This is a genomic window from Catellatospora sp. NPDC049609 (genome assembly GCF_040675365.1).
In the GTDB taxonomy this organism is placed as follows: Bacteria; Actinomycetota; Actinomycetes; order Mycobacteriales; family Micromonosporaceae; genus Catellatospora.
On sequence record NZ_JBFAOU010000215.1, the window covers coordinates 1 to 12,289 of the forward strand.

The window sequence follows — 12,289 nt, forward strand, 5'->3', positions numbered from 1 at the left end:
CGCCGGTGCTGGTGCTGGGCGCCCCGGCGCAGAAGTTGACACAGCTGCGCAGCGACCGGCTCCGCCGGGCGGCCACGGGTCGGGCACGGGTCGGCACGGCCGGGCCGCCAGGCCGTGACGGGGTTCGGGCGCCTGGCAGAATGGCCTGGTGCCACGCTTTCGATCATGGGACGGGACCGAGCTCGCCTACCGGGTGACCGGTGACGGACCGGCGCTGGTGTGCGTGCCCGGCGGGCCGGGCCAGGCGGTCGAGTACCTCGGCGACCTCGGCGGCCTGTCCGCCACCCGCACCCTGATCCTGCTGGACAACCGCGGCACCGGCGACTCCGCGGCGCCCACCGACCCGGCGACCTACCGGGTGGACCGCATCGCCGACGACGTCGAGGCGCTGCGCGCCCACCTCGGCCTGCCCACGATCGACCTGTTCGGCCACTCGGCCAGCGGCGGCGTCTGCTTCCTGTACGCCGCGGCCCACCCCGACCGGCTGCGCCGCCTGGTGATCGTCGACCCGTCGCTGCGGGTGCTCGGCATGAAGTCCGACCTGGACGTCGCGCACGTGCTGGCCGAACGCTCGCACGAACCGTGGATCGACGAGGCCGCCGCCGCGCTCACCGCCGAGGCCGCCGACGAGCAGGACCTGGAACGCCTGCGCCTGCTGTCGGCCCCGCTGCTCTACGGCCGGTGGAACGACGCCGCCCGCGCCCAGGCCGCCGCCGAGCCCGCGCAGTTCGCCCGCGCCGCCACCGACGGCTTCTACGAGGGCTTCGAGCCCGACCCCGCGCTGCCCGAGCGCCTCGCCGCGCTGGCCGTGCCGACCCTGCTCGTCGTCGGCGAGCACGACATCTGGCCCACCCGGCACGCCGTACGGGAACTCGCCGCGCTGCTCACCGCGTCGCGGCTGACGGTGCAGCCGGGAGCGGGTCACTTCCCGTGGGTGGACGATCCTCGGCTGTTCGCGGCGACGGTCGAGGAGTTCCTGGCCGCAGCGCCAGCATGAGACCGCCCGCCAGCAGCCCCCAGAACGCGGCGCCCACGCCCAGCACCACCACCCCGGACGCGGTCACCGCGAAGGTGACCACCGCGGCCTCCCGTCCCCGCTCCTCGGCGACGGCCGAAGCCAGCGCCGCGCCCAGCGCGCCCAGCAGCGCCAGGCCCGCCACCGCCTCGATCAGCACCGGCGGCGAGTTCAGCACGAACGCGGTCGCCGCGCCCGCGCCCAGCCCCAGCGTGATCATGCCGATGCCCGCGGTCACCGAGGCGATCCAGCGCCGCCGGGGATCCGGGTGCGCGTCCGGCCCGGCCGCGAGCGCGGCGGTGATCGCGGCGAGGTTCACCGCGTGCGAGCCGAACGGCGCGGCGAGCGTCGTGGCCACGCCCGTGCCGAGCAGCACGCCGCGCAACGGCGGGGTGTAGCCGTACCCCTGCAGCACCGCCATGCCCGGCACGTTCTGCGAAGCCATGGTGACCAGGAACAGCGGCAGCGCCAGGCTGACCAGCGCCTGCCAGGTGAACACCGGGGCGGTCAGCGCCGGCACGGGCGCCGCCGCCGCGCCGCGCAGCGCGTCCGGCGCGTCCAGCGCGATCACCACCACGGCCGTGACCAGCGCCGCGGGCACCGCCCACGACCGCGCGAACCGGCTCAGCACCGCCCACACCAGCACCACCGGCACCGCCAGCAGCGGCACGTCCACCAGCGCCCGCACCGGGGCGAGGCACAGGTCGAGCAGCACGCCCGCGAGCATCGCCGCCGCGATCGGGCGCGGGATCGCCGCGATCGCCCGGCCCAGCGCCGGGAACAGCCCCGCCGCGATGATCAAGGCCCCGGTGACCAGGAACGCGCCGACCGCCGCGGCGAACCCGCCGTCGACCGCCCCCGTCGCCGCCAGCAGCGCCGCGCCCGGCGTCGACCAGGCGATGCTGATCGGGATCCGGTGCCGCAGGCCCAGCACGATCGCGGTGAGGCCCGCCGCCACGCATACCGCGAGCAGGCCCGAGGCCGCCTGGCGCTCGTCGGCCCCGACCGCCCGCAGCCCGGCCAGCACCACCGCGAACGTGCTCGCGAACCCGACCACCGCGGTAACCACACCAGCCACCACCGGCTGCACGACCCCACCCACTGCCGCCCCCACCCCGGTCCTCATCGACGTTGGCCTATGACATCGAATTCGATCTCGTTTTTCGATGTCATAGGCCAACGTCTACGTCCTGCCGAGCAGCGTTCCGCAAACGGAACGGTCGCCCGTAGTGCACGATAGCTGCATGAGTTCGCGTTCGGCAACCGTCCGTCCGGCACTGGAGCCCGGCGCCGAGGGCGTCGGCGCGCGCCTGCGCCGGCTGCGCGAGCAGGCCGGGATCTCGCTGTCGGAGCTGGCCCGCCGGGCGAACGTGGGCAAGGCCACGCTCTCCGGCCTCGAGAACGGCACCCGCAACCCGACCCTGGAGACGCTGTGGTCGGTGACCGCCGCCCTCGGCGTACCGATCACGGCGCTGCTCACCGACCAGCAGTCCGGCGTGGTACGCGGCAGCGCCGTCGAGGCGACGCTGCTGCAGGTGTTCGACGACGGGCCGGTGACGTACGAGCTCTACCGCATGGTCATCCCGCCCGGCCCGGCGCAGGCCTCACCGGCGCACCACGCCGGCGTGACCGAGCACATCACGGTCTTCAGCGGCCTGCTGCTCGCCGGCCCCGCCGACGCCCCGCTCACCGCCGGCCCCGGCGAGCACATCACCTGGCGCTCCGACGTCCCCCACGTCTACGCCGCCGTCGGCGACCAGCCGGTCCAGGCCAGCCTCCTGATCCGCTACCCCCGCCCCTGACCCGCCGTAGTCACACTTCGGGTTTCGACACCAGCCGGCGATCTATCTGGAATGGACCATTCACGCCGGGCGTCGGGCCTCCAGGAGGAAGCGCTGGGAGTGGGCCACGAACGGGCCCTCGGCCTGGATGCGTTCGTGCATGGCGGCCAGGCGGTCGCGGTACTTGTCCACGTCGAAGCCGGGCACCGTCCAGATCACCTTCCGCAGGAAGACGATCACCGCGGCGACGTCGTGGAACTCGGCGCGCAGCGCCTGCGGCCGCAAGTCGGTGACCTCGAGCCCGGCGGCGCGCGCGGCACCGGCCATGGTCTCCGGCAGCCGGGCCGTGCCCGGATCCACCGGCCCGAGGAAGAACTCGGTCAGCTCCCGCATGGACCCGGCGCCGACCTGCTGCGACAGGTAGATCCCGCCCGGCGCCAGCACCCGGGCGGTCTCCGCCCAGTCGATCACGGTCGGATGCCGGCTGGCCACCAGGTCGAACGCACCGTCCGGGAAGGGCAGTTCCGCCCCGTCGGCGGCCTCGGCGACGACGACGCCGTACGGGGTGAGCCGGCGCCGGGCCAGGGCGAGGTTGGGTGCCCAGGATTCGGTCGCGGCGAGCGTGCCGGGCCGGCGGGGCGTGCGTGAGAGCACCTCGGCGAGCACCTCCCCGCCGCCGGTCTGCACGTCGAGCAGCGCGTCCGCGTCCGCGGCGCGGGCGGCCAGCAGCCGGGTGTAGCCCCACGCGGGGCGCTCCTCGGTGGCGCGCCCGGCGAACCAGGAGAAGTCCCAGCCGTCCACCGGCGCGCTCGCACCCTCCGCCACCAGCTCTTCCAATGATCCCATTCGGTAAGTCCACCGCGGATTCCCTGCCGGGGCAAAGGATTTCCGACACATCGGCACCTTTGGCGGCCGTACGCCGTTAAGCGGAGTGACGGCAGGAGAACGCGATGTCACGGCCGCAGCCACGACCTAGATCCGCCAACAACCTCCGACACGTTCCACGCGGCACGACCTATGTCGGCCGCACGGCGATCCAGAGCCGCGCCCTGGCCATGGTCACCGAGGGCCGGGCGCGCTGGAGCGAGCACCACATGCAGGTCCACGGTGTCTGCGACCGCTGCGGGCACACCTACCCGTGCGAGGACGCACTGCAGGCGGCCTGGCTGATCGTCTACTGGGAGCCGTACCTGCCCGAGCCGGGCCTGGTGCGACCGTATGTCGTCGCGGAATGGGACCCCGGCGACCTTCCGTAGGCTGCTCCGGCGCGGGCGCGGTCAGCCGCGGGTGAAGGTGCCCAGCCCGTTCGCGTCCAGGTGTGCCAGCCGCACCTGCGACGCCGGGCCGGACCCGGCGGAGGTGAACGTCGCCCCGTCCAGGCCGACCGCGTTCTCACCGGTGGTCTCGTAGCTGAAGGTGTTCGCGTCGTAGTGCGTGAGCGGGAACCGCATGCCCTGGGGCCCGAGCGTCATCACGAGCCTGCCGCCCTGCTCGGTCACGGTCAGCGGGCCGTAGTACGGGTTGCGGTAGGTGCCCGTGTAGACGTTCGCCGCCTTGGCGGGCGCCGGGTTCGCGGGCGGCTTGGCGTAGTCGGTCTGCGCCGTGCCCTCGCTGTCGATCTGCGCGAACACGCCGGTCAGGAAGCCCAGCCAGTCGGTCGTCTGGCGGCCGTACGAGGCGACGTCGAGGAAGTTGTACGCGATCGACTCGGCGACGCCGATCGGCTGCGCGTTGGTGAGCACCACGATGCCCAGCTGCTCGCCCGGCAGCATCGCGACGTTGGTGGCCGCGCCGAGGTCGAACGCGCCGGAGTGGCCGATCCGCAGCCGCCCGAACTCGTCGTAGCCGACGTTCCAGCCCAGGCCGTAGAAGCCGGGCTCGCCGTCGGGCCCGCGCGGCGGCGCGGCGACGTTGTGCGGCAGGCGCGTCTGCTGCAGCGCCGCCGCGTCGATCACCTGGCGCCCCTCGAACCTCCCGCCCGCCAGCTGCAACCGCATCCACTTGGCCAGGTCGTCCACGGTCGAGCTGACCCCGCCCGCCGGGCTCTGCGCCTGCGGGTCGCGCACGTACTTCGCCTCCCACCGGTCGCCGACCCTGACGTGCCCGACCGCCCGGTCGGGATCGCGCTCGTAGTCGGCGAAGTCGGAGCTGGTGTCGGCCATGCCCAGCGGCTGGTACAGCGTCCGCCGGGACAGCTGCTCCCAGCTCGTCCCGGCGGCCTTCGCCACGGCCAGCGCGGCGGCGGTCAGCCCGAAGTTGGTGTAGAAGTAGCTCGCCCGGAACGGCGCGAGCGGCTCCTGCCGCAGGTGGGACAGGATGTAAGCGCGGTCGAACCCGAGGTCCTCCAGCAGGTCGCCGGCGTGGTCGGGCAGGCCGCTGCGGTGCGCGAACAGGTCGGCGACGGTGGTGTGGGCACTCGTCCACGGGTCCTTGAGCGCGAACGCCGGGTCGTGCTCGACCACCGGGTCGTCCCAGCCGACCCTCCCGCCGCCGACCACGCCCGCGACCACCGTCGAGGCCACCGGCTTGGACAGCGACGCGAGCTGGAAGACCGTGTCGGCCGCGACGGTGCCGGGCTCGCCGACCTTGCGTACGCCGTACCCCTTGGCGAAGACGACCCGGTCCCGATAGACGACGCCGACGGCCACCCCGGGCACGCCCGTCTTCGTCATCGCCTCCCGCACGAAACCGTCGAGCTGCCCCAGCGCGCGGTCGACCTTCGCCTGGTCGAGCAGCGGCCGCTGCTGCGGGAGCGGCCCGGCCCGCAAGGAAGGGCTCGGCGCCGGGGTGGGGGCGGGTGTGGGCTGGGCGGTCGCGTGGTGCGCCGTAGCCGGACCCACCAGCAGCACGGCGGAGCAGGCCACCGCCGGTGCCCAGCGGCGGCGGTTCGTCCTCATCCACCCAGTGAAGCCAATGTCGCCGGAACTGTCTTGAATATCCGCCCATTTCCTAGAATGGGCATCGACTTGCCGACGCGTTCACACTACCATCCATAGAGTTGAATTCGTGCGCATACGAGGGGGCGACGATGTCGACCGGCCACGAGGTCATGCAGGCCCGCACCTACCCGTTCGGCGACCCGGACCGGCTCAACCTGGACCCGATGTACTCCAAGCTGCGCCGCGAGGAGCCGCTGACCCGGGTGCGGCTGCCGTTCGGCGAGGAGGCGTGGCTCGCCACCCGCTACGACGACGTGCGGCTGGTGCTCGGCGACGCCCGGTTCAGCCGCGCCGCCAGCGTCGGGCGCGACGAGCCGCGCACCCACCCCCGCCAGGGCGAATCCGGCATGCTCTCGATGGACCCGCCAGAGCACACCCGGCTACGCAAGATCATCGCCAAGGCGTTCACCGCCCGGCGCGTCGAGCAGCTGCGCCCGCGCACCCAGGAGATCGCCGACGGGCTGGCCGACGCGATGCAGCAGCACGGCTCCCCCGCCGACCTGGTCGAGCACTTCGCCGACGTGCTCCCGGTGGCCGTCATCTGCGAGCTGCTCGGCGTGCCCTTCGCCGACCGCGACAAGTTCCAGACCTGGTCCGAGGCGATCATCTCGACCACCTCGCTCACCCCGCAGCAGATCATGGAGTACCTCGGCAACCTGCACGGCTACCTCGCCGGGCTGATCGCCCAGCGCCGTGTCCAGGACACCGACGACCTGCTCGGCGCCATGGTCCGGGCGCGCGACGAGGACGGGGACCGCATCTCCGAGCAGGAGCTGGTGGAGCTGTCCGCCGGGCTGCTCGCCGCCGGGCACGAGACCACCGTGACCCAGCTGCCCAACTTCGTGTACGTCCTGCTCACCAACCCCGACCGGTTCGCCGAGCTGCGCGACGACCCGTCGCTCATCCCGACCGCCGTCGACGAGCTGATGCGGTACATCCCGCTCGGCACCGCCGCCGCGTTCGCCCGCTACGCCACCGAGGACATCGAGGTCGGCGGCGTGCTCGTGCGCGCCGGCGAGCCCGTGCTCGGCTCACTCGCCTCCGCCAACCGCGACGGCCGGGTCTTCGAGCACCCCGACGAGCTCGACTTCCACCGCGAGAGCAACCCGCACCTGGGCTTCGGCCACGGCCCGCACCACTGCGTCGGCGCCCAGCTCGCCCGGATGGAGCTGCAGGTCGCGCTGCATACGCTGGTCACCCGGTTCCCGGGCCTGCGGCTCGCCGTCGCCGAGCAGGAGCTGCCCTGGAAGAAGGGCATGCTGGTGCGGGGCCTGCGCGAACTGCCGGTCAGCTGGTGAGCGGCCAGTGGCGGGTCTCGGTCGACCGGGACCGCTGCATCGGGTCGGGCCTGTGCGCCGGCACCGCCCCCGAGCACTTCCAGCTCGTCGACAAGAAGTCGACGCCGCTGCACGAGCTCGTCGAGCCCGACGAGGCGGTCAGCGACGCCGCCGACTGCTGCCCCGTCGAGGCCATCCTCGTCACCGACCCCATCACGGGCACCACCATCGCCCCCGCCTGAACCCACCCCGCACACCGCACCGCGCGCCACCCCGCCCCGCCCCGCCCGCCCCGCCCGCCCCGCCCGCGCCGCCCGCCCCGCCCGCGCCGCCCCGCCCCGCCCACCCCGCCCCGCCCACCCCGCCCCGCCGTGCATAGACGCTGGCCTATCTGGATGACTTTTCGTAGATCACCTTCATTCAGATAGGCCAACGTCGATCGCAAGCGCGGCGGCGGGCGGGTGGCACGGGTGAGATCGGCCACGGGCGGCCGGGGGTGTACGCGGCTGATTCGGTCATCGCGCTTCCGGCTGCGTACAGTTTCCGGGCGAGGTTGACAGGCGAGCACGGAACGGGCAGCGGGATGACGATCAGCGAGCACGAGCGCACGGGCATCGACCCCGCGCGCCTGGAGGTCTGCCTGAACGTGCTGGCGGAGATCGACGAGCTGCCCGTCGAGCACCCCGACGCGGTGGCGGTGCGCCGCGCCGTCGGGCGGATGTTCAAGTTCGTCAAGCAGCAGCGCCGCCGCGACAAGCGGGCCGAGGTGCTGGCCGCCGACGACGCGGTGACCGCCGCGACGGCCACGGCCGCGCCGGGCCGCATCGACGACGAGACCGCCGGCGTGTTCGGGCTGACCTCGCCGACCAAGGGCGAGATCGCCGGGCACCTGCGCCAGGCGCGCGCCTGCTACGTGTGCAAGGACCGCTACACGCAGGTGGACGCGTTCTACCACCAGCTGTGCCCGCCGTGCGCGGAGCTGAACCACGCCCGCCGCGACGCGCGCACCGACCTGACCGGCCGCCGCGCGCTGCTCACCGGCGGCCGCGCCAAGATCGGCATGTACATCGCGCTGCGGCTGCTGCGCGACGGCGCGCACACCACGATCACCACCCGCTTCCCCACCGACGCGGTACGCCGGTTCACAGCGCAGCCCGACAGCCACGAGTGGCTGGACCGGCTGAAGATCGTAGGCATCGACCTGCGCGACCCGGCGCAGGTGGTGGCGCTGGCCGACTCGGTCGCCGCGCAGGGGCCGCTGGACATCCTGATCAACAACGCGGCGCAGACGGTGCGCCGGTCGCCGAGCGCGTACGCGCAGCTGGTGGCGGCCGAGTCGGCGGCGCTGCCGGACGGGCCGCTGCCCGAGCTGATCAGCTTCGGCCACTACAGCGGGGCGAGCCCGGCCGCCGCCGCGATCCAGGCCATGCCGCACCAGCAGCTCAGCCCGGAGCTGGTCACCTCGCTGGCGCTGAGCACCGGCGGGGCGAGCCTGGAGCGCATCGCCGACGGCACCGCCATCGACGCGGGCGGCCTGGTGCCCGACCTCGACCCCAGCAACAGCTGGGTGCAGGTCGTGCAGGAGGTCGACCCGATCGAGCTGCTGGAAGTGCAGCTGTGCAACGTCACCGCCCCGTTCGTGCTGGTCAGCAGGCTGCGCGCGGCGATGGCGGCATCCCCGGCGCGGCGCAAGTACGTGGTGAACGTGTCGGCGATGGAGGGGCAGTTCAGCCGCCGGTACAAGGGCCCCGGCCACCCCCACACGAACATGGCCAAGGCCGCCCTGAACATGCTGACCCGCACCAGCGCCGGGGAGATGCTCAGCGACGGCATCCTGATGACCGCCGTCGACACCGGCTGGATCACCGACGAGCGCCCGCACCCCACGAAGATCCGCCTCGCGGACGCGGGCTTCCACGCCCCACTCGACCTGGTCGACGGCGCCGCGCGGGTGTACGACCCGATCGTGCGCGGCGAGCTCGGCGAGGACCTCTACGGCTGCTTCCTCAAGGACTACAAGCCCTCGCCCTGGTGAGCCCCGCTCAGGCGGCGTGGGTGTCGTCGGCGAGCAGGTCGGCGGCGTCCCGCTCGGTGACCTCGACGGCAGGGCCGAGCACGGTCAGCGCCGCCTGGTAGCCGTCGCCGGGCGCGAGCGTGAACATGCGCGCCGAGGCGACCACGTCCGGCCGTCCCTCGAAGCGGTGCAGCCGGGGCGCCTCGTGCGGCGCCGACACCTCGATCTTCGTCATCGCCACGCGCAGCCCGTCGCCGGTCGCCTTGAGCACCGCCTCCTTGCGCGTCCAGTACGTGTAGAAGCCGTGCTGGTCCAGCGGCGCCGACGCGGTCAGCTCCGCCTCGCACAGCGTCAGCCGGGCCACGCCGAGGATGTCGCGCTGGTCCTGGAACTGCTCGACGTCCACGCCGAGCGGCCCGGTCAGGCCGACCGCGACCGCGATCCGGTCCGCCGAGTGCGACACCGACACCTCCAGCCCACCGGGGATGACGGGCCGCCCGTGCGGCACCGCGCAGGTGGTGCAGGCGCGGTCGATGCGTACCGCCGCGGGCTTCTCCCCGAGGTGGTGCCCGGCCACCACGCGCAGCAGCGCCGCCGCGACGGTCTGGCGGGCCCGGTCCTCGTCGCGGCGCAGCGACGCGCGCCGCTCCCGCTCACCCGCGCTGAGCAGCCGCTGGTGCCAGGGCCGCTCGTCGGACGGCCGGGCCCAGTAGACCCGGCTCTCCCCGGGACGCAGATCCTCGATCACAGCTTCGCCTCGAATCGGGTGACACCGGAGCGGGTGCCGTCGGCGGCGAGCCGGCCCTTGGCCGCCGCGTCGCCGTACAGCGTCCAGCGCAGGAAGTCGGTCATGGTCTTCATCATCGGGTCGAACCCCCGCGCACCGGGGGCGAGGAACTCGCTGTGCCCGCCGCCGAGCAGGGTCAGGAACGCCCGCGGCCAGGACGTCGCGTCGTACGCCTTGCGCCCCGTCTCGTACTTCACCACCGCGTCCCGGTCGCCGTGCACGAACAGCACCGGCGTCCGCGCGCCGCGGAAGCCGCCGAGCGAGCCCCCGGCGATCACCACGGCCGCGGTGACCCGGCTGTCGCGCTCGCCCGCCAGCATGCCCGCCGAGGTGAACCCGCCCGCGGAGTGCCCCGCCGCGGCGATCCGGCCCCCGTCGAGGTGCCCGGCGAACCGGTCCCCCGCCGTCGCGTCCAGCCGCAGCAGCGCCGTCAGCACCGCCGAGCCGTCCGCCGGCTGGCTGATAACGTCACCCGCCCGGAAGGGCGAGGCGTTGCGGTTCGTGTACGGGTAGGCGGGCGCCGCCACCACGAAACCGGCCGCGGCGAGCCGCGTGGTGACCTGCTGGTAGTTGGCGGGCAACCCGCGCAGGCCGTGGCTGAACAGCACGATCGGGAAGCGGCCGGCGGCCACCGGGGCGTCCCGGCGCGCCGACCCGCCCGCCCGGCCGGTGGCCGGATACCAGACGGTGGTCGTCAGTGCGCGGTCCGCGCCGCGGTTCAGCCGCAGCGTGCGTACGCCCACCGCCAGCGCGGCCTTGGGCGCGGACGCCGCGACCGGTGGCGCCGCCGCGGTGGGACCCGGCGTCGCCGACGGGACGGCCGACGGCGCGGCGGAGACCGTGCCCGCGGTGCCGGACGGCGCGGCGCCGGGCGCCTGGCCGGCCGGCGCGGAGCACGCGGCTATGGCCAGCACCAGCGACAACGCGCACATGCGGAGGGGAACGCGACGGTCCGGCACGCCGCCGACTCTACCGGCCCCGCCGCGCCGCACACCCCGCCCTGTGATGGACGTTGGCCTATCTGGATGAAAAAACCATGATCGAAGTCATCCAGATAGGCCAACATCTATGGCAAAACGGGGCGGGGCGGCGGCGTGGTACGGCCGAGCGGTGGCGCGGCCGAGCGGTGGCACGGTGAGGTGTGACGCGGTGGGAGGGCGGGTGCGGTCAGACGCGGGTGACGCGGACGGCGTCGGCGATGACCAGGCCCGCGGCGCTGGTCCAGCGGCTCACGCCGACCAGGTTACGGTCACCCGCGGCCAGGTTGAACGTGCCGAGCGAGCGCCACGCTCCGCCGCCGGTCCGCTGGTCGACGTGCACGGTCTGGTTGCCGCCCGAGGTGACCACGACGTGCGGCGCGGAGGCGCTGTAACCAGGGTCGGCCGCGTGCCACACGTCGACCCGGTGGTTCCCTGCCGCCGGGATGTTGACCTTGAACCAGGCCGAGTCGCTGGCCAGCACCGGGCTGGCGTACCGGTAGTCGGTGCCGTAGCGCTGGCCGGAGTAGGTCGAGGTGCCCCAGTTCGCGCTGGCGGTGAACCGGCCGGCCGTGGTGTTGTCCACGATCGTGGAGAACGACGGCGGCGGCGCGGACAGGCCGAGGTACGCGGCGATGCCGTTGGCGTGCCCCTGCGCGGTGGCGGTGAGGAAGGACGCGTTCTTGAGCAGGTTCGCGTCGTTCACCGTGTCGATGAACAGGTTCTCGGTCAGCACGGCGGGCATCGCGCTCTCGCGCAGCACGTGGAAGTTGGCGGTTTTCTGGCCCCGGTCGGTGACCGAGCCGACGCTGCGCATGCCGGACAGCACCCGCGGGTGCAGCGCGTTGTGCAGGGCGAGCGTGGCCGCGTCGGTGGTCGGGTAGCGGTAGCTCTCGAAGCCGGTGCCGCCGCCGGAGTTGATGTGCACACTGACGAAGATGTCGGCGCCCCAGGCGTTGGCGTCGCTGGTGCGCTGGGCCAGGCTGACGGTGGCATCGGTGGTCCGCGACATGCGGATGTCGACCGCGTACGCCGCCTGCAGGATGTTGCGGATCTGCAGCGCGATGTTGAGGGTCAGCGCCTTCTCCTGCAGCCCGTTGGCGACCGCGCCGGGGTCGGTGCCGCCGTGGCCGGGGTCGAGGTAGACGCGGGGGTTGGCGGCGAACGCCGGTCGGGCGGCGAACGGGGCGACCGCGAAGCCGGCCGCGGCGGCCAGCAGGGTGCGCCGGCGCACGGAGGGGTTACCGAGCATGAGCACCTCTCAGAGGGGGTGGGGGTCGGGCTCGGCGCGACTATAACGACGATCTATAGATCAATGAAAGATGTCTACAACAGAATTAAGGCTCACTGAAGGATTCCTACCGCCCGCACTCGGGCCCTCGAATAGACGTTGGCCTATCACATCGACTCAGACGAGATCGAAGTCGATGTGATAGGCCACCGTCGATGTGCTGGGCCGCCCAGCGGCGCGTGGGGCGGCGTCCCCCCCGCGGCCACGC

General features: G+C 73.5%; 12 protein-coding genes. 6 read left to right on the forward strand and 6 right to left on the reverse strand.

The window, feature by feature from the left end:
* Positions 1–148: 148 nt before the first annotated feature.
* The gene (locus tag AB0J67_RS35130; protein WP_363489065.1) at positions 149–997 is read left to right on the forward strand and encodes an alpha/beta hydrolase; all 849 of its coding nucleotides are present in this window, start codon (positions 149–151) and stop codon (positions 995–997) included.
* Here the strand turns inward: AB0J67_RS35130 and AB0J67_RS35135 are convergent.
* Positions 885–2,093, reverse strand: a complete 1,209-nt coding sequence (locus AB0J67_RS35135; RefSeq protein ID WP_363489067.1) for a benzoate/H(+) symporter BenE family transporter — start codon at positions 2,091–2,093, stop codon at positions 885–887. The two genes, AB0J67_RS35130 and AB0J67_RS35135, sit on opposite strands and share 113 nt — an antisense overlap.
* A 166-nt stretch (positions 2,094–2,259) precedes the next feature.
* Between AB0J67_RS35135 and AB0J67_RS35140 the strand changes: the two genes are divergently transcribed.
* Complete coding sequence (locus tag AB0J67_RS35140) at positions 2,260–2,817, forward strand: XRE family transcriptional regulator (RefSeq protein WP_363489069.1); 558 nt, start codon at positions 2,260–2,262, stop codon at positions 2,815–2,817.
* A 60-nt stretch (positions 2,818–2,877) separates the two neighbouring features.
* Here the strand turns inward: AB0J67_RS35140 and AB0J67_RS35145 are convergent, their stop codons facing one another.
* On the reverse strand, positions 2,878–3,642 hold the full coding sequence (locus tag AB0J67_RS35145) for a methyltransferase domain-containing protein (protein WP_363489071.1): 765 nt from the start codon (positions 3,640–3,642) through the stop codon (positions 2,878–2,880).
* A 248-nt stretch (positions 3,643–3,890) separates the two neighbouring features.
* Here AB0J67_RS35145 and AB0J67_RS35150 point away from each other — a divergent pair, with 248 nt between their 5' ends.
* Entirely contained in the window at positions 3,891–4,052 is a 162-nt protein-coding gene (locus tag AB0J67_RS35150; RefSeq protein WP_363489073.1) for a hypothetical protein, read from the forward strand.
* Between the two features lie 21 nt (positions 4,053–4,073).
* Here AB0J67_RS35150 and AB0J67_RS35155 read toward each other — a convergent pair whose 3' ends face one another.
* The gene (locus AB0J67_RS35155) at positions 4,074–5,693 is read right to left on the reverse strand and encodes a serine hydrolase (protein ID WP_363489075.1); all 1,620 of its coding nucleotides are present in this window, start codon (positions 5,691–5,693) and stop codon (positions 4,074–4,076) included.
* A 131-nt stretch (positions 5,694–5,824) separates the two neighbouring features.
* Here AB0J67_RS35155 and AB0J67_RS35160 point away from each other — a divergent pair, with 131 nt between their 5' ends.
* From AB0J67_RS35160 to AB0J67_RS35170, 3 genes are all read left to right on the forward strand, one after another.
* Entirely contained in the window at positions 5,825–7,033 is a 1,209-nt protein-coding gene (locus AB0J67_RS35160; RefSeq protein WP_363489077.1) for a cytochrome P450, read from the forward strand.
* Positions 7,030–7,254, forward strand: coding sequence for a ferredoxin (locus tag AB0J67_RS35165; protein WP_363489079.1), 225 nt, complete (start codon positions 7,030–7,032; stop codon positions 7,252–7,254). Before AB0J67_RS35160 ends, AB0J67_RS35165 begins: the two co-directional genes overlap by 4 nt.
* 341 nt (positions 7,255–7,595) lie before the next feature.
* A complete protein-coding gene (locus AB0J67_RS35170) occupies positions 7,596–9,047 on the forward strand; it encodes an SDR family NAD(P)-dependent oxidoreductase (RefSeq protein WP_363489081.1) in 1,452 nt (483 codons plus the stop codon).
* Between the two features lie 7 nt (positions 9,048–9,054).
* Here the strand turns inward: AB0J67_RS35170 and AB0J67_RS35175 are convergent, their stop codons facing one another.
* The 3 genes from AB0J67_RS35175 to AB0J67_RS35185 all read right to left on the reverse strand — a co-directional run bounded on the left by AB0J67_RS35175 (position 9,055) and on the right by AB0J67_RS35185 (position 12,042).
* Positions 9,055–9,774: a 4'-phosphopantetheinyl transferase superfamily protein gene (locus AB0J67_RS35175; protein ID WP_363489083.1), complete on the reverse strand. Its 720-nt coding sequence runs from the start codon at positions 9,772–9,774 to the stop codon at positions 9,055–9,057.
* Positions 9,771–10,772, reverse strand: a complete 1,002-nt coding sequence (locus AB0J67_RS35180) for a dienelactone hydrolase family protein (protein ID WP_363489085.1) — start codon at positions 10,770–10,772, stop codon at positions 9,771–9,773. The genes AB0J67_RS35175 and AB0J67_RS35180 overlap by 4 nt, the downstream gene beginning before the upstream one ends.
* 208 nt (positions 10,773–10,980) lie before the next feature.
* On the reverse strand, positions 10,981–12,042 hold the full coding sequence (locus AB0J67_RS35185) for an N-acetylmuramoyl-L-alanine amidase (RefSeq protein WP_363489087.1): 1,062 nt from the start codon (positions 12,040–12,042) through the stop codon (positions 10,981–10,983).
* Positions 12,043–12,289: the final 247 nt, after the last annotated feature.

Excerpts from the sequence above, each read along its gene's own strand:
- AB0J67_RS35140 (WP_363489069.1), top strand. The coding sequence starts at position 2,260 with ATGAGTTCGCGTTCGGCAACCGTCCGTCCGGCACTGGAGCCCGGCGCC.
- AB0J67_RS35145 (WP_363489071.1), bottom strand. The coding sequence starts at position 3,642 with ATGGGATCATTGGAAGAGCTGGTGGCGGAGGGTGCGAGCGCGCCGGTG.
- AB0J67_RS35150 (WP_363489073.1), top strand. The coding sequence starts at position 3,891 with ATGCAGGTCCACGGTGTCTGCGACCGCTGCGGGCACACCTACCCGTGC.
- AB0J67_RS35155 (WP_363489075.1), bottom strand. The coding sequence starts at position 5,693 with ATGAGGACGAACCGCCGCCGCTGGGCACCGGCGGTGGCCTGCTCCGCC.
- AB0J67_RS35160 (WP_363489077.1), top strand. The coding sequence starts at position 5,825 with ATGTCGACCGGCCACGAGGTCATGCAGGCCCGCACCTACCCGTTCGGC.
- AB0J67_RS35170 (WP_363489081.1), top strand. The coding sequence starts at position 7,596 with ATGACGATCAGCGAGCACGAGCGCACGGGCATCGACCCCGCGCGCCTG.
- AB0J67_RS35185 (WP_363489087.1), bottom strand. The coding sequence starts at position 12,042 with ATGCTCGGTAACCCCTCCGTGCGCCGGCGCACCCTGCTGGCCGCCGCG.